Genomic DNA, 16,683 nt, shown 5'->3' with positions numbered 1-16,683 from the left:
CTTTTATTAGGTTCCCTTTTGTTTAGTGATGGTTCTGAAGGTAAGGTTTATTCTAGGGCCAAAGCGCTGTTTTGTGGGGGGCAAACGATGTAACCAATAGGTTTGGGTTACATCTTTCATCAGCAGTAAAGATCCGTTTTCTAGGCGGATGTCAACCTTAACCTTGTTGATTTTATGCTTGAAGGAAAATTTCCGCTCGGCACCAAATGTTAAGGAAGCAATGGCACCATCTTTTTTAAGGTCTCTTTCGCTATCACTGTGCCAGGCCATACCTTCGCTGCCATTATGGTATAAGTTAAGCAGGCAGGAGTTAAAGGTTTCATTCGATATCTTCTCCACGATATCTTTCAATTCCAATAAAGTTTCATTCCAGGGCAGCGCTGTTTTCTGTATACCAGAATAACTGTAGTGAAAGTCCGTATCACCATACCAGGCAACCTTACGTTGCGTGCGTATATGCTTGCCAAAAATAATGGCCTCATCATTTTTCCAGTCGATATCTGTAAGCAGTGCTTGGTAAATGCGGCTGGTATCCTCCAGGATAACGCCGTAATAATTTACCACACCATCTGCTGGAAGGAGATTTTTGTCCGGGTCTATATCGTTAAAAAGTTTCATGTATATGCGGATATGTATGTGCATTTTCCCAACCTAAAATAGCCGTCTTACGTAGGCCCCCCCACATATAACCGCCAAACAATCCCGAAGCTTGAATAACACGGTGGCAGGGTATTAAATAAGCAATGGGGTTACTACCGATGGCCGTTCCAACAGCACGCGCAGCATTGGCCTTACCGATATACCGTGCCACATCGCCATAGGTATTTAAGGCACCTAATGGTATTTTTAGTAATGCCTCCCACACCTTAAGCTGAAATGAGGTTCCTTTAACGTGCAACTTAATAGGAGAGGATAGCTGTTTTTTGGATTCAAAAAAATCGCTAACCAATGTATGCTGTGTTGTTTCCCGTTCTATATACGTAGCGTTGGGAAACTGCGCTTGCATAACAGCTATAGCAGTGGCTTTATCTTCGTAGAATGCGAGGTGGCAAATACCGATATCTGTGGCAGCCACAATAATACGACCAAATGAAGTGCTAGCAAAGCTGTACGAAATCGTTAAGTTTTGCCCTCCGTTTTTATAAGAGGCAGGGGTCATGCCTTCAAGTTTTACAAAAAGCTCATGCAGCCTGCTGGTGCTGCTAAGGCCGACATTAAAAGTCGTCTCGGCTAAGGTATTAGATGCTTTAAGCAAGTTTTTGGCATGTGCAACACTAATAAATTGCAAAAACTTTTTAGGTGTTGTTCCGGCCCATTCATTGAACAACCGTTGACAATGGTAAGGGCTCATATGTATATGTTCAGCAATTTCATCCAGGCTAGGCTGCTGTTTGTAATTGCTTTGTATAAAGGAAATAGCCTTTGCAATACGGTCGTAATTTATATGTTTATCATCCTGAAGTTCCATACCACAAAGGTCTTATAAATCTTAAGGCTATGCAATCCGAAAATTGCTATTCTATCAATACCTCCAAGCCCTAAGAAGATTTTCTTTTTTCCATACGCACTAAAAACTGATCGTTCTCATCTTCAAATAAAATCTGTACCACCCAATTTTCTTCATGTGCAATTTGTATCAGTTTGTGTTGATCGAGGTATAGCCATTTAAAAGGCGCGCCTTTTAGACCATTGTATTCATATTGATAGCCGATTTCACCAAAGTAATGATCAGGACGGCGAATGCGATATTCCTCATAAAGGTAAGATATGTCCGAACTGTCGAAAAGTAGCTGTCCATCTGCTGTCAATAACGTTTCGGCATGCTGAAGCAGCGCTTTAAAACCATCCACTGTTTGTGCCAAGCCAATACCATTCATAAGAAAAAGGAGGGTATCGAACTTTTGACCCGCGAGGGTGTAAAAATTGTCATTGATAATCTGATGCACACCCCGAGCCTGCATAATCGTACAAGCCGTAGCCGATATTTCTAAGGCAGTAACCACAAAACCCTTATCCTGCAAGTATAAGGCATGCGAACCTACGCCTGCGCCGACATCCAGCACATGCCCATCGCATAAAGATAAAGCAATAAACTCCAATTCAGGGAAATCCTGCTCATCGCGAAAAAAGACATCAATAGGCATTTCCTCAATATCACCATAGCTGCTATGTAGCAGCAGGGGGAACTTTAAACTCCCATTCTCATTATACTCGTTCAGTGCCTCGCCGTAAATATCTCTATGCATGTTCATCCAGTTGTAAGTATCTTATTGCCATTTCTATCTCCTGTGGGTCGCCTGTATGTTTTAGCGGCTCGTCGGAAAGTTTTATTACCGGTGTCCATTCGCCATCTTCAGGTAGTGTTTCCACCATCTTCAGTACGATATTCATTCTTTCCAGGCCTACATCATTGGTAAAATCAGTGCCTATACCAAAAGAATAACCGATTTTTCCATTACAAAAGGAAGAAATCTTTTCTACCTTCTGATAATCTAAGCCATCCGAAAAAACGATGGTTTTCGACAAAGGATTTATGCCTTTACTGGCATAATGATGTATCGTTTTTTGCGCAAATTCAATGGCATCACCACTATCGTGGCGAACACCGTCAAAAAGCTTAGTAAGCTTCTTGTCGAATTGCTTAAAAAAAGCTTCGGTAGTATAGGTATCCGACAGCGCTATACCCAAGTCGCCACGGTATACATCCGACCAATGCTCTAATCCCAGAAGATTAGCCATTTTATAGCCATATTTCGCGGCATGAAACATAAACCATTCATGCGCATGTGTACCAATGGTTTTTGTGGCATGGCGCATGGCTAAAAAAACATTGCTGGTACCGATAAATGTTTTTGAGGGGTGTTGGCACAAGGTTTTAATGACCAAATCATGCACCTCAAAAGAGTGTCTTCTGCGTGTGCCAAAATCAGCAATAGTAATCTTCAGCTTGTCGTATTTATTCATTTTGCTTTCCACAATCTGTACGACCTCCTCATCAGAAACCCTCTTTTGTCCGGTTACCTCATAATACAGCTCACATATCAACGACATAATAGGCACCTCCCATAATATTGTGCGGTACCAGTAACCTTCAATTTTCACCGACAGGTCGCCTCCATTTTGTGTAATAGTTACCTCATCAGGGTCATAACGATAGCCCTGTAAGAAATCAAAATAGGGGGCATCGATATAAGGGCAATTTTCTGCAAAAAAAGACTTCTCCTCTTTGGTTAAGGCTAGCGTTGCTAAACTATCTATTGCTGCTCTAAGAATTTCTGCAAATCCTGCCGGGAATTTATGTTTTCCACGGTTGATAAACTGATATTTCGCCTTTACCTTCGGGAATAATTGAATGACCGCATTCTGCATGGTAAACTTGTAGAAGTCATTGTCTAAGATGGAAATAAGTCTTGCCATATCCTTTAAACTATAGTCGATCAGCAGTTGAATACTAATAATCGTTTTTTAATAAAAATGTAATATTACAGAAAAATACCCAAAAAAAAGCGAGAGGAAAAAATTCCCACTCGCTTGATTGTATATTTTAAATAACCCCATTTATCTGCGGCTGGAGCCCGATCTTCCCGACGACTGCTCTGAAGAACCTGAGCTTGAACCCCTTTGTGAGGAAGTTTCTGCGCCACTATTTCTGGCGGAGCCCCGATCAGCAGAAGCCGACGAAGAACGCCCTGCTTCAGCACCTGAAGAACGGTTCGCGCTAACTCCGCTGTTGCTACGACTTGGGTAGTCTGCAGCCGTACCTCGGGACGACCCTTGACTACTTACGGGACTCTGATTGGTACGGCGGTCTGGGGTAGCCCGATTTTGCGTATCGGGTTGTGCATTCGATGTAGACCTACGGCTGCTACCAGCCGTACTGCCGTTATTAGTAGTCGTACTCGTACCGTTACTATACTCCCGTGTTGTCTGAGTTTGCTGCGTTGCGGCCCCACGTCTACTGCCTGTCGATGAAGGGGCACTACCATTGTCTGCCGAGTTTCTATTGCTGCTGCCGGCACTGGTTCTTGTGCGGAAGTCATAAGAATCCGCTGCATTGGCATTAGACGATCTTTCACTCGACCGGGAAGAGCCTGTACCTGAGGTACCATTTTCATTTGCAGTAATGCTGCTGCTGTTGCGGCTGTTCAGATCCGAGCGGCGACTACCCGAAGCAGTACCTTCACGCAGCGTAGCGTTTCCATTTTTGTCGATGTACATTTCGCGGCGGTTGTTGTTGTTATCCCTTCTATCGCTACCCACATTTGTACGTGCCGACCCTGACGCTGTTTGCGCTCTGTTTAAATTAGAGGCAGCGTCTGTGCCTCCCCTAGAGCTACCATTACTTGATGTAGCGATACGTCTGCTATCCAATTCAGGTCTGTAAATCGATAAAGAACGGCCACTTAACCGCGCCGAACCAGGCCTGTCGGATTGTTGGATATCGCGCACGTCAACTCTACGTCCAATAGTACGCTCCACATCTCTTCGCGATGGGCCTCCATAATACGTATTGTTGTTAACAATATAGGTATTGTTAATTATCGTTGTCCTGTTGTAAATATTAGTACGGCCATAATTGCTATAACGGTACAATTTATTCGAGTAGATATACCGAGAAGGGGTAAATACCCACAAGTTTATAGGTAAACCTATGCTTACCGATATACCATTACGGCCAACAGGCATCATCGGTGCCCAGCCATAATATCCATTTCCAGAGCGCCAGTCTACCCATGCAGGGCCCCATTGGTAGCCAGGAATCCATCCCCAACCACTATAAGAGGTATGTACCCAGCGGCCATAATGAAAGGCAGCCCAACCCCAAGGGTAATTAGAAACCCAAGTATTACCATAATTGGTCATGGTCCAATAACCATTGGTGTTGTAAGGGCGGAAGTTGCGATCTACATCTGGAAACCATATATCACCATAGTTAGGGTCTACATCCCAATAGCCATAGGGAGAAAGTTCGTTGTAAAATACATCAAAAGATACGGAACCATAACCCTGAGCAGAAACGTCTTTAGGTATACTAATTAACAGGCTAAAAATAGCAAACACTGCTGTGGCAAATATTGTTGTCATCTTGGCTTTCATCTTCTTCTAGTTTATCGATGTGAATACTCTGTGCAATTATTAGTTGAGACGCAAAAAACTTGCCTAAGGTTTAATGAGTAAAACCATTTTGTGAATATTACAGCAAAAGGCTACATAAAAGCGGCGTTACTGCGCATTTCGTGGATACCAGCTTAGCAGGTATAAGCTTTTTGTTTAGGGGTTTTTATATTAAATTTTAAAGATTTCAAGGGGAAGGCATAATCGCTGTTGCATCTTTTTTTGTAGTTAAAATACCTTTTGTTGAAGTATTGTAAAAATTGTAAAACTTTTTGATTGGAAAACCTATTAATATAGGTATTGAACAATTAAATCAAGTGTAGAAAGCTAAAAATTTGTACATTTGCCACACTTTTTAGTTGTTTATTTCAAGTTAAAATATATCAAATTAAAGATAATAGATGGGAAGGAAAATCAATAATCTACTCCTCGAGTTTGCGAGATTGCATCGATTTATGATGCGTTTTTTTCGTGAAGTCGTAAACCCACCATTCGAGTTGAAGGAAATAATCCGTCAAGGCTATGAAATTGGGTGGAAATCCTTCCCTTTAATTTCATTGACAGGTTTTATTGTAGGCTTTGTGTTTACAAAACAGTCGAGACCTTCACTGGAAGAGTTTGGTGCAACATCATGGTTACCTGCAATGATATCTATTGCTATTGTCAGAGCTTTGGCACCATTGGTAACCGCATTGATTGCCTCCGGAAAGGTAGGGTCACAAATCGGTGCTGAATTAAGTTCGATGAATGTAACCGAGCAGATTGATGCGATGGAAGTGTCGGGTACAAATCCGTTTAAATTTCTGATTGTCAGTCGTATCTTGGCGACCACCATTATGATTCCAATACTGTGTTTTTATGTGGCCGGTATAGGTTTATTTGGTGGGTATCTTAGCATTATTTCTGTCGACGACTTAAGTTTATTGAGTTTTTTTACGCAAGTATTTGATAAGATTAAGTTAGTAGATGTTTTTGCTATGGCATTACGTGCTGTAGTATTCGGCTTTACGATTGGTTTTACAAGTTGTTATGTAGGATACTATTCTTCAAAGGGCACAGAAGGTGTTGGTAAAGCAGCCAACTCGGCTGTTGTTGCGTCGATGTTTATAGTTTTTATTGAAGAGTTATTGATCGTGCAGGTTTTATCCTTATTATCCTATTAATACCTTATGGAGAAGAAACAATCGCATATAAATTACCAGGATGTTGTTATCCACGTTGACAATGTTAGTAAATCGTTTGGGGATTTACATGTTTTACGTGATGTAGATTTGAAACTCTATAACGGTGAAAACCTTGTTGTTTTAGGCCGGTCTGGTACAGGTAAATCGGTGCTTATCAAGTTGATATCAGGCCTTTTACTACCCGATTTAGGTACTGTAAATGTATTGGGTGAGGTGGTTAATGAGTTGTCGGAAAAGGAATTACAAAAGCTTCGTTTGCGTATTGGTTTCTCCTTTCAGAATTCGGCGTTGTATGATAGCATGACAGTACGGGAGAATCTGGAGTTTCCGTTGGTGCGGAATAAAAGAAACCTGACCCGAGCAGAAATTAATAAGGAGGTGGAAGATGTACTGGAGGGGGTTGGTTTAATGCAGGCCATTAATCAAATGCCGTCCGAATTGTCTGGAGGGCAGCGTAAGCGTATTGGTATTGCACGCACGTTAATCTTACGCCCAGATATCATGCTCTACGACGAACCTACAGCAGGTCTTGATCCGATAACATGTCTGGATATCAACGGCTTGATTAATGAAGTTCAGGAGCGTTATAAAACGTCTTCTATTATTATTACCCATGATTTAGCCTGTGCTAAAATGGTCGGGGATAGAATGGTTATGTTATTGGACGGTAAATTTGAGCGTCAAGGTACTTTTGACGAAATTTTTGCTACCGATGATATGCGCGTTAAACCTTTTTATGATTACAATTTTATAGTTTAATAATAGGTTCTTAGGAAATAGATAAGAATTATACAAAGTATATACAAGGATGAATAAAGCAGAGAATAAAAGATCTTTAATTGTAGGGCTTTTTGTACTAATAGGATTGGTTATTTTGGTGACCGGTATCCTGGTTTTAGGTACGCAACAAAATAAGTTTAGCAAGAGTTTAAAGATACACACATACTTTCATGATGTGAAAGGATTGAAGGTCGGCAATAACGTTTGGTTTTCAGGGGTTAAGGTGGGTATTATTAAGGAGATCGCCTTTGAAAATGTGGAAAGCGTAAAGGTCGTTTTAAGCATAGAAGAGAAATCCAGTATGTTTATCCGCAAGAATGTAGTTGCAACCTTAGGGTCTGACGGGTTGATCGGTAATTCCATTATTTCCTTAATGGGAGGTACCGCACAATCGCCACAGATTGAGGATGGCGATGTCATCAAATCAGGGCGCAGTAGTGGTATGGATCAGATGTTAGGGCTGTTGCAGGAAAATGGTGCTAATTTAACGGTTATCACCGAAAATTTTGCCAAGCTGTCGCAGCAGATGGTAGATGGTCGTGGTACAGTTGGCGCCTTATTAAACGATGACGCTATTGCTAACAACCTAAAAACATCAGTAACCTCATTAAACAAGGTGATGACCAATGCCGATAAAGCGGTGAATAATCTGGTAGCGCTCACGCAGAAGCTTAATGCGGATAAGGGGTTGATTCATGATCTATCAACAGATACAGAAGTCTTCGCAAGCTTACGCGAGTCGGCGGCACAGTTGCAAGGCGTTACGCAGACGGCTAGTGCATTGATGGAGAATTTAAATAAAACCTCCAATCGATTAAACGATAAAAATAATGCACTTGGCGTTTTAACCAATGATCCCGAAGCGGCGCAGGAAATAAAGCAGATTTTGAAGAACTTAAATACGAGTACCGAGAAGTTGGATGAGAATATGAAGGCTTTACAAAGCAATTTTCTGTTGAAAGGGTACTTTAAGAAAAAAGCAAAAGAAAGTGTGGAGCAGCAGTAGGGATTGCACCTACTGTAGTTATTTATAAGGTAGCGCAAGCTTTTATTTAATATCGTATCGTAACGATATAGGTAGGAAGCTTGCGCTATGTAGTGGAAAGCCCTGATGTAAGGGGATGGATTTATGGCACAGAAACAAAAAATGGGAACAATTACAGAGAAGGATATTCTTTTTGAGGATAACCATCTTCTAGCAATAAACAAACGTGGTGGCGATATTGTGCAGGTGGATAACTCGGGCGATACCTCGCTGGAGGAGATGGTTGCTATTTTTTTAAAAGAAAAATACAATAAACCCAATGCCGCTTTTGTAGGCGTTATACATCGGTTAGACCGGCCGGTTAGTGGTATGATTCTGATGGCTAAGACTTCCAAGGCCTTAGACCGTTTAAACAAGCAATTTCACGATCGTAAGGTTAAGAAGACCTATCTTGCGGTAGTACGCGAGCGCCCGCCAGTACAAAGCGGTAAGCTCTGTAATTGGTTATTGCGCGACCGTAAAAAAATGGTAACCAAAGCTTATGATAGAGAAGTAAAAAATGGTACCTATGCCGAATTAGATTATGAGGTTATCGGTCAATTAGATGGCTTTTACCTGCTAAAAGTAATGCCACTTACGGGAAGGACGCATCAAATACGTAGTCAATTATCATTTATGGGGTGCCCAATTGTAGGCGATAATAAATATGGTTATCCACGAGGATCTACCTTACGCACCATTTGCTTACATTCCCGTTCCTTGTCTTTTACCCATCCGACAAAAGAAGAACCTATGGTTGTTGAGGCGCCGCTACCCAAAGATGGGTTTTGGGAAAAGTTTAATGTGTTATTAGACAGAAAGTAATCCTATTTGTTTTTATAATAATTGTTTATCTTTGGTAATATGAAAGCTATTTTACATTTTATAAGTTTGTTTAGCCTAGTAGCAATTTTAAGTACTGCTGCGGTATCGGAAGCTACGGCACAATGTGCAATGTGTTCCTTAAATGCGGAGAATAGTACCCAGCATGGAAATACACAAGGAAAAGGTTTAAACAACGGCATATTATTTCTATTAGGCGTACCCTTTGTAGTGGGGGGAGGGGTCGTTATCCTTTGGTACAAGAAGTACCGTACGAACGCCGAGAAACCAGCGCCTTTCCTTTAAAATTAAAGGAAAAAGAAAGCAGTTGCAAGCGCATCACTGCAAGCCCTATGTCGTGGAAAATTCCTATCCAAGGACACAGGCTTGCGCTATAATGCGGTTTCCCTTAGTCCAGTAAATACTCCATTACACTATCAAAAATAAAAGCTTTCTCGGGGTAGTTTTGAGTAATATGTGCTTGAACCTCATGAAGGTTATTGTTTTGGATGTCGCTAATTTCCGCTATATCGGAAAGGAGCATCTGAATACAATACGTATGCCCCTCATGTGGGGAGTTAAGCATTTTTAAGAACTTAGTTTCTTGAGGGAGACTAGGAATCCACTCGTTTTGTAACCAATTTTTTAATGTGGAATGCTGACCTTCTTCTACAATTATGGATATATTATATAAAAACATACCGCAAAGGTACGTATTGTATTTTAGAGCTGTAAAAATAAGGTTGCAATATGGTTTTATTGTGATAAAATATTAATCTTTGGGTTAGGATGGCTTCAGTATGAGATTTTTCAAAATTAAATATTATGTAATACTTGTTTTGCTATGCAGCATGATAGGCTGCAGTAGGCAGGTGTCTGTCCCTATTATTCCAGTTCAGGACTTTATTGGTAAGTCCGATCGCTCTAGCTTTAAAATATCACCAGATGGTAAAAGAATAGCTTACATAGGCTTAGAAGACCATTGCCGTAATATCTTTATTTTAAATATTGAACAGCCTGATTCTTCCAAACAACTGACCTACCAAAATAATATGAATGTGCAGTATTTTTTTTGGGCCTCAGCAGATACAATTGTTTACTCCAACAGTCAGTCCAACGAAGATAGCATACGCCTGTACAGCATAGATATTCACAAGGAAGGCAAGCACTTGTTATTGCCCATTGCCAAGCATAGCCTGCGGTGGGTTAATCCGGTTCAAGCTTTTAACGGCACCCTTTTAGCACAGATGAATACCATGGATTCGGCCGTATTTGATCTATACCGTATTCCTTTGGACGGCTCTGGTCCTCGATTGCTGGAGAAAAATCCGGGGAACTTTAACTTTTGGTTTGCCTCTGCAGACGGTAAGGTGCGCATGGCATTGTCTAACGATAGTGTAGAAGAAAAAATTTGGTATCGTGCGCAGGAAGGAGAGGCATACCACGCGGCAATACAAACGGATTACGCGTCGACCATATGGCCACTAGGTCCGGTGCGCGAAGCACCGAATAAGGTTTTTGCCCTATCCAATATTGGGCGCGATAAGTTGTCTATTGTATCCTTAGATCTTGTGTCTGGTGTTGAAGATGTTGTTGCTGAAAGTAAAACTGCGGATTTAAGTCGGGAAGGGTATTTGTTTAGTAGGCAGGAGTTGATTTATAGCGCAGCGGTTGATAATAAAAAAGAAAATATCATTTTCAATTCGGAATTGAAAATGATATATAAGAAAATAATGCAGCGTTTTCCGAATTACAGTATAGATATGCTGGATGTAGACAGTGCTTTCCAAACCGTAGTTTTTCGTGTATATACCGATATTGAGCCTGGGGGTATTTATTATTTTTCGACCTTGAAGAACAGCTTTACGGAGTTGTCAAAGGCAAACCCAGCCTTAGAGGGCAAGGTTTTGGCACCAATGAAGGAGATATCCTTCAATTCCAGGGATGGGCGTATCATCAACGGCTATCTTACGCTACCCTTAAAAAAGCAACGTTCTTACCCGGTTGTTGTTCTGGTGCATGACGGTCCAAACCGGCGCGATCAGTGGGGGTTTAATAATGAGGTGCAGTTTTTGGCGAACCGGGGATATGCTGTTTTTCAGGTTAACTACCGGGGATCTGTAGGTTTCGGCAAGTCTTTTTATATCGCAGGTTTTAAACAGTGGGGTGGAGAGATTCAAAACGATATAAACGATGGCGTGGCTTGGCTGATTCACGAGGGTATTGCCGATAAAAAACGCATCGCTATAATGGGTACCGGTTTTGGCGGCTATTCGGCACTGTACGCAGCCTGCTTTAACCCTACATTGTATAAATGCGCCATTTCGGCATCCGGCTACACGAACCTATTTACGTATTTTAAGGAGATACCATCGTATTACCAAACGTATAACCAGCTGTATTATAAAATTATTGGAAACCCCATGAAGGAGTATGAGCTGTTTAAAGCCATCTCTCCATTATTCCATGCAGAAAAGGTAAGCATGCCTATTTTAATGTTTCAGGGGGGCAGAGATAAGTATAATAGCCTTAACGATGTCAATCAGTTTGTGCAGAAAATTAAAAATAATAATGTTAAGGTACAGTACGTCTTTAAAGAAGATGAAGGACGTAGGTTTAAAAACGATGAAAATATTGTAGGCTACTATCAGCAGATAGAGCGGTTTTTAAGCGAGCAATTACGATAATGGAAAAGTTTGATTGGCGCTTTCGGAAGAATCTTTGGTTACTGATTACCTTTTTAGTAATGGTAACGTTGCTGTTTGTTACGTCTGCTTTTTTGGCTCGAAATATGACCGTCAATTTTGTGCAGACCGAATTTAATAATAGAAAAGTTGAAGTTTTTGAAGAGTCTATCCGCCCATTCAACGAGTTCTTTAACGAAAAGATTCCGGAAATATCCTATTACCAAGGCTATATAGATTCGACCCAAGCATCAGAGTATGCCAGTTCGGTGTTGCGTAAATACCCATTTGTGGATAAGGTTAACTTTTTTGATATTGAAATTAGTAACCACGACTCCTTAGGTAAAGGTGTTCGCTTTAACAACCTCGGTATTGTGTCGCGCGCAATTTATTCCTATAAGCTTTCTACTGAAAATAAACTTATTGCTGTGCGTGAGTTGGTTGAGGGCTATAAAAACTATGCCGATGAGTTTAATAATATGATATTGAAATTGGTGGGGTTTGTGGATCGGGTTTCTGACTCTACCAAGCTTTCGGATAATGATATCTATAAGGTCTTTTACACCCTTCAACCGGGCAAGATTTCTTACCTTAATATCCCACGGATGGCGGATATTATGACCTATAAGATGATGATGCAGCATCGCAGCCTGCCGGAGACAAGTTTTGAACAGGATATGTTTGTCTTTGCTATTGAACCACGTAAAATATTTATTCAAAATAAATACCCCAATTTATATGAGGATATTACGATAAAACCCATCGTGGATCAGTATGTTGGTGAAAATGCTACCTCTTATTTGAGTACCGAGTTGCCCCTGCCAGGTGCTTTATCAGATTATAAGCTGCAATTTGATACGTCCATGGAGTATATCAGGAAAGATATCAACAAACGGTTTTTCCCCGTTATGATTGCCCTTTCTTTAATTTATATTATCTTATTACTTATCGGGTATTTGGTATTCCGGAATGTATCTATAAATAATCGGTTGTACCGTTTACAATATGATTTTATAAATAACCTGACCCATGAATTTAAAACCCCGGTAAGCGTTATTAAAATTGCGGGCAACAATATAAAAAGTGCCGAAAAGATATCCGATGAGGAGCGGCATATGTATGGGCGTATCCTCGATCAGGAGGCCGATAAGTTAAATGGCCTTATGAATAAACTGCTATCTTTTGCGCAGATAGAAAATAAAGCCATTAAATTTAATGGTGAATTTATTGACTTGGATGAATTTTGCCGGCATAGTATTGAGGCTACAAAAATAAAATACCCTGATCTTAAACTTGAGTATACTATTGCTGTCCAAAAGAAGTTATTTGCAGATCCGGTATTATTAAATAGTGTGTTTCAAAATTTAATAGACAATGCATATAAATATTCGCCTGCAGACCGTAAGGTTCTGACTATTCGGGTCCAACAGAATAAAAAATATTTTGTTATATTATTTAAAGATCAAGGTATTGGTATAGACAAAAAAGAATTTAGTAGTATTTTTAAGAAATTTTATCGCGTGAAAAATCAATTTAATCAACAAGGTAGTATAGGGTTAGGATTGGCTTTTTGCAAGGAAATAACAGAATTTATGGGGGGGGATATTAAAGTTGAAAGTCAAATAAATGTCGGAACCCTATTTACATTGATGTTTCCTGTAGATATTAAAAAAAATTAAATTATGGATAGAGAGATAAAAGTTGCAGTTGTTGAAGACGATGAAAACCTACGTTTTTTAGTGGGCCATCGCTTACAGACAGAAAACTATAAAGTTATACAAAGTGGAAATGGGGTGGATGCTGAGAAGCTTATCCTGGATGAACAGCCCGATATTGTGCTGCTCGATTGGATGCTGCCCGGGAGGGAAGGTATTGAGGTCTGTGAGAACCTGCGCAGGCAGGGGTTCGAGAATATCATTATCATGATGACGGCCAAATCGCAGGATGTCGATAAAATCGATGCCTATAGTTATGGTGTTACCGACTATATAACCAAGCCTTTTAATATGGATGTATTGGTTGCGATGCTGGAAAATAAGGTTCGTTTTTTTGTGCCTAAGGGCAGTAAGGATGTGCATGTCTTTGGCACTACAGAACATCACCCACAAATTCACTCTTTAGTTCGGGATGGCAAGAAAATTGAATTGACAATTTTAGAAAACCGTATACTCCTGCATTTTCTGCAGAATATGGGTAAAGAGATTACCCGCGAAGAACTAATGGAAGTGGTATGGGGCTACAGCTCTAATGTAAATACACGTACCCTCGATATGCATGTGGTGCGTCTACGTAAGAAGATTGAAAATAACCCAGATAAGCCTACGTACCTGCAAACCGTACGGGGTTTAGGGTACAAGTTTGTCGACGAGGAATAAAGACAATAAATTTGTTTGTTTAGTTTATTTCATTTATCTTCGTCAGAAAGAGCAAGACCATCCTCTATAGCTAGAGGGTGGTCTTGTTTCTTTTTTTGTCAAAAATTTAATGTTAAATATTTAAGTTAAGAGAATCATTATGGCAGAGGTAACTTATTATACGGAAGAAGGGTTAGCAAAACTTAAAGAAGAATTGCAATACCTAAAAACAGAAGGAAGATTAAAAATTGCAAATGCAATTGCTGAGGCTCGTGATAAAGGTGACTTGTCTGAAAATGCAGAATACGATGCTGCTAAAGAAGCGCAGGGATTGCATGAGGCAAAGATTGCAAAGCTGGAGGAAGTTATGGCTAGTGCACGTTTAATTGATGAGTCGAAATTAGATTTGTCTAAGGTGTTAGCTTTATCGATTGTGCGAATTAAAAATCGTAAAAATGGTGCTGAAATGACCTACCAATTAGTTTCTGAAACAGAAGCGGACTTGAAAGCAGGTAAAATTTCTGTAAAATCACCTATTGCACAAGGATTGTTAGGTAAATCTGTAGGTGATATTGCCAAGGTTACCGTGCCAGCGGGAGAAATTGAATTTGAAGTTTTAGAAATATCAAGGTAATTTCCAGAAGGTTATGAGCGGTATGCCATAACCGCTTGTAACTTTTTATTTTTTAGATGAGTATCAAATTGGGAGCGCAGGGTATAGCTATGCACTCCAAATTTGATACTCATTTTTTTTTGCTGTTGCCGCAGAATTTTAAGCAGAACGGCATCTGTATACCGTTGTGTTATTTCATTTTAATGTTATTTTAAGGTTAATATCGCGCCTACTTTGGCATGCAATATGATACAAATATGCCTATATAAAGACGTTTTTTTAATATACTGCCGCTGTAAATGCTTGTTTTTCAATTGTTGCAGGCTGTAAGGGTCGTCGTAAACTGTCTTAATTTTTTTATTTTTACGGCCTTAAACTACTCTTAAGAGCGTATACAATACTTCGGTAGTATTTAGTATCTTTGTTGGTAATCAAAATTTGAAGACATTATGTCCACTATATTTTCGAAGATTATTTCTGGAGAAATACCAGCCTATAAAGTCGCAGAGAGTAACGACTTTTTAGCATTTTTAGATATCAGCCCCTTAGCTCCAGGGCATGTATTGGTTATCCCTAAAAAAGAAACCGACTATATTTTTGATATCGCTGATGATGAGTATATGGGGATGTGGATTTTTGCAAAAATTGTGGCACAAGGAATTAAAGCAGTTTTTCCATGCCGCAAAGTTGGAATTGCTGTGGTAGGGCTAGAGGTTGCGCATGCACATATACATCTCGTTCCTTTGAACCAGGTAAGTGATATGAATTTTGAACGACCTAAATTATCCTTACCAGCGGAAGAGTTGACACAGATAGCGGAAGATATCCGTAAGGCTATAGTTTCTGTTGCTAATGCCGAATAACTGTTATTTGTAGTCTAGATCTTTTAATTATACTATATGCAAGAATATTTAATGTCATTTCAACAATTGTTGGATCCTGAGTATCTGTTAAGCCATGGTGGGTTCTATATTGTTTGTTTGATTGTATTTGCTGAAACAGGTTTATTTTTTGGGTTCTTCTTGCCTGGAGATTATCTCCTATTTTTAGCGGGCTTATTTTGTGCCCTTAATAAAATTGATGTAGATATCGTAACCATGTATTTTGGTATACTAGGGGCTGGTGTTTTGGGTAACTTTGCCGGTTATTACTTTGGTTATCGAGCCGGTCCGATGTTGTTTAAGCGTAAGGATTCCCTAATTTTCAAACGCAAATATGTGGTCATGGCCGAAGAGTTTTACCAAAAATATGGTGGCACAGCGCTAATTATAGGGCGTTTTGTTCCGATTATTCGTACCTTTGCGCCTATCTTTGCTGGTGTTGTAAAGTTAGATTTTAAGAAATTTGTTCTTTATAATGTCTTAGGAGCTGTAGTTTGGGTAACCGTATTAACGCTCTCGGGGTATTATTTAGGCGAGGTATTCCCAGGAATTATTAACTATGTAGAGTATATTATTGTAGGTATGATTGTGATTGCATTCTTACCAATCCTTATTGCTCTAATAAAACGCGGCCTTAAAAATCGTAAAAAACAAGAAACAAAATAAACAGTATATAATATTAATGAGTACACAACATCCTTGGCATCAGGTGTCTCCTGGAGAAGACATGCCAAATTCGGTAAATGCTATTATAGAAATTCCTAAAGGATCTAAAGCAAAATATGAAATTGACAAAGACAGTGGTTTAATTAAGTTAGACCGTGTATTGTTTTCTTCGGTTATGTATCCTGCGAACTATGGTTTTATTCCACAAACCTACTGCGATGATAAAGATCCATTAGATATCTTGGTTATTTGTTCGGTAGATGTTTACCCTATGAGCCTTATTGAAGCTAAAGTTATCGGTGTGATGCACATGATCGATGGCGGTGAGCAAGACGATAAAATTATTGCTGTGGCCAACAACGATATGTCTGTAAATTACATCAATGATTTGTCGGAATTACCTCCACACACCATGAAAGAGATTGTTCGTTTCTTCCAAGATTACAAAGCCCTAGAGGGAAAAAACGTAACTATAGAAAATCTTTACGGTCGTGAATATGCTCAAAATATTATCATGGAGAGCATTGAATTGTACAACAAAGAAATTAGAAATAAGTAAA

The 16,683-nt window shown here is 39.8% G+C and carries 18 protein-coding genes; 12 read left to right on the top strand and 6 right to left on the bottom strand.

The window, feature by feature from the left end; all coding sequences use genetic code 11:
* Positions 1 to 6: 6 nt before the first annotated feature.
* The 5 genes from ACL9RF_RS16485 to ACL9RF_RS16465 form a co-directional block, all read right to left on the bottom strand.
* Positions 7 to 618 carry an alpha-ketoglutarate-dependent dioxygenase AlkB family protein gene (locus tag ACL9RF_RS16485; protein WP_422801738.1) on the bottom strand — a complete coding sequence of 204 codons (612 nt, stop codon included), beginning with the start codon at positions 616 to 618 and terminating at the stop codon, positions 7 to 9.
* Positions 605 to 1,468 (bottom strand): bifunctional transcriptional activator/DNA repair enzyme AdaA, encoded by an 864-nt coding sequence (locus ACL9RF_RS16480; protein WP_422801737.1) that lies wholly within the window; start codon positions 1,466 to 1,468, stop codon positions 605 to 607. Before ACL9RF_RS16480 ends, ACL9RF_RS16485 begins: the two co-directional genes overlap by 14 nt.
* 70 nt (positions 1,469 to 1,538) lie before the next feature.
* Positions 1,539 to 2,246: a class I SAM-dependent methyltransferase gene (locus ACL9RF_RS16475; protein WP_422801736.1), complete on the bottom strand. Its 708-nt coding sequence runs from the start codon at positions 2,244 to 2,246 to the stop codon at positions 1,539 to 1,541.
* The gene (gene pncB, locus ACL9RF_RS16470) at positions 2,239 to 3,417 is read right to left on the bottom strand and encodes a nicotinate phosphoribosyltransferase (RefSeq protein ID WP_422801735.1); all 1,179 of its coding nucleotides are present in this window, start codon (positions 3,415 to 3,417) and stop codon (positions 2,239 to 2,241) included. Before pncB ends, ACL9RF_RS16475 begins: the two co-directional genes overlap by 8 nt.
* 141 nt (positions 3,418 to 3,558) lie before the next feature.
* A complete protein-coding gene (locus ACL9RF_RS16465) occupies positions 3,559 to 5,097 on the bottom strand; it encodes a DUF6600 domain-containing protein (protein WP_422801734.1) in 1,539 nt (512 codons plus the stop codon).
* A gap of 419 nt (positions 5,098 to 5,516) precedes the next feature.
* Between ACL9RF_RS16465 and ACL9RF_RS16460 the strand changes: the two genes are divergently transcribed.
* The 5 genes from ACL9RF_RS16460 (at position 5,517) to ACL9RF_RS16440 (ending at position 9,231) form a co-directional block, all read left to right on the top strand.
* On the top strand, positions 5,517 to 6,278 hold the full coding sequence (locus tag ACL9RF_RS16460) for an MlaE family ABC transporter permease (RefSeq protein WP_422801733.1): 762 nt from the start codon (positions 5,517 to 5,519) through the stop codon (positions 6,276 to 6,278).
* Positions 6,279 to 6,284: 6 nt separating this feature from the next.
* Positions 6,285 to 7,058, top strand: coding sequence for an ABC transporter ATP-binding protein (locus ACL9RF_RS16455; protein ID WP_422801732.1), 774 nt, complete (start codon positions 6,285 to 6,287; stop codon positions 7,056 to 7,058).
* A 49-nt stretch (positions 7,059 to 7,107) separates the two neighbouring features.
* Entirely contained in the window at positions 7,108 to 8,085 is a 978-nt protein-coding gene (locus ACL9RF_RS16450) for an MlaD family protein (RefSeq protein WP_422801731.1), read from the top strand.
* Between the two features lie 123 nt (positions 8,086 to 8,208).
* Positions 8,209 to 8,928 carry an RluA family pseudouridine synthase gene (locus ACL9RF_RS16445; protein ID WP_422801730.1) on the top strand — a complete coding sequence of 240 codons (720 nt, stop codon included), beginning with the start codon at positions 8,209 to 8,211 and terminating at the stop codon, positions 8,926 to 8,928.
* Between the two features lie 39 nt (positions 8,929 to 8,967).
* Complete coding sequence (locus ACL9RF_RS16440) at positions 8,968 to 9,231, top strand: hypothetical protein (RefSeq protein ID WP_422801729.1); 264 nt, start codon at positions 8,968 to 8,970, stop codon at positions 9,229 to 9,231.
* A 103-nt stretch (positions 9,232 to 9,334) separates the two neighbouring features.
* Here ACL9RF_RS16440 and ACL9RF_RS16435 read toward each other — a convergent pair whose 3' ends face one another.
* Positions 9,335 to 9,625 (bottom strand): DUF4286 family protein, encoded by a 291-nt coding sequence (locus ACL9RF_RS16435; protein ID WP_422801728.1) that lies wholly within the window; start codon positions 9,623 to 9,625, stop codon positions 9,335 to 9,337.
* A 100-nt stretch (positions 9,626 to 9,725) separates the two neighbouring features.
* On the opposite strand from ACL9RF_RS16435, the gene ACL9RF_RS16430 reads away from it, so the two are divergent.
* From ACL9RF_RS16430 to ACL9RF_RS16400, 7 genes are all read left to right on the top strand, one after another.
* Entirely contained in the window at positions 9,726 to 11,612 is a 1,887-nt protein-coding gene (locus ACL9RF_RS16430) for a S9 family peptidase (protein WP_422801727.1), read from the top strand.
* Positions 11,612 to 13,288, top strand: coding sequence for a sensor histidine kinase (locus tag ACL9RF_RS16425; protein ID WP_422801726.1), 1,677 nt, complete (start codon positions 11,612 to 11,614; stop codon positions 13,286 to 13,288). Before ACL9RF_RS16430 ends, ACL9RF_RS16425 begins: the two co-directional genes overlap by 1 nt.
* A 3-nt stretch (positions 13,289 to 13,291) precedes the next feature.
* On the top strand, positions 13,292 to 13,984 hold the full coding sequence (locus tag ACL9RF_RS16420; protein ID WP_422801725.1) for a response regulator transcription factor: 693 nt from the start codon (positions 13,292 to 13,294) through the stop codon (positions 13,982 to 13,984).
* A gap of 139 nt (positions 13,985 to 14,123) precedes the next feature.
* A complete protein-coding gene (gene greA, locus ACL9RF_RS16415; RefSeq protein ID WP_422801724.1) occupies positions 14,124 to 14,597 on the top strand; it encodes a transcription elongation factor GreA in 474 nt (157 codons plus the stop codon).
* Positions 14,598 to 15,025: 428 nt separating this feature from the next.
* Positions 15,026 to 15,439 carry an HIT family protein gene (locus tag ACL9RF_RS16410; protein WP_422801723.1) on the top strand — a complete coding sequence of 138 codons (414 nt, stop codon included), beginning with the start codon at positions 15,026 to 15,028 and terminating at the stop codon, positions 15,437 to 15,439.
* A gap of 36 nt (positions 15,440 to 15,475) precedes the next feature.
* On the top strand, positions 15,476 to 16,123 hold the full coding sequence (locus ACL9RF_RS16405; RefSeq protein ID WP_422801722.1) for a DedA family protein: 648 nt from the start codon (positions 15,476 to 15,478) through the stop codon (positions 16,121 to 16,123).
* 16 nt (positions 16,124 to 16,139) lie between these two features.
* A complete protein-coding gene (locus ACL9RF_RS16400; RefSeq protein WP_422801721.1) occupies positions 16,140 to 16,682 on the top strand; it encodes an inorganic diphosphatase in 543 nt (180 codons plus the stop codon).
* The last annotated feature ends 1 nt before the right edge of the window (position 16,683 follow it).

Source organism: Sphingobacterium sp. Mn56C, from assembly GCF_049319645.1.
Classification (GTDB): domain Bacteria; phylum Bacteroidota; class Bacteroidia; order Sphingobacteriales; family Sphingobacteriaceae; genus Sphingobacterium.
This window is presented reverse-complemented; position numbering and strand designations above follow the sequence as displayed.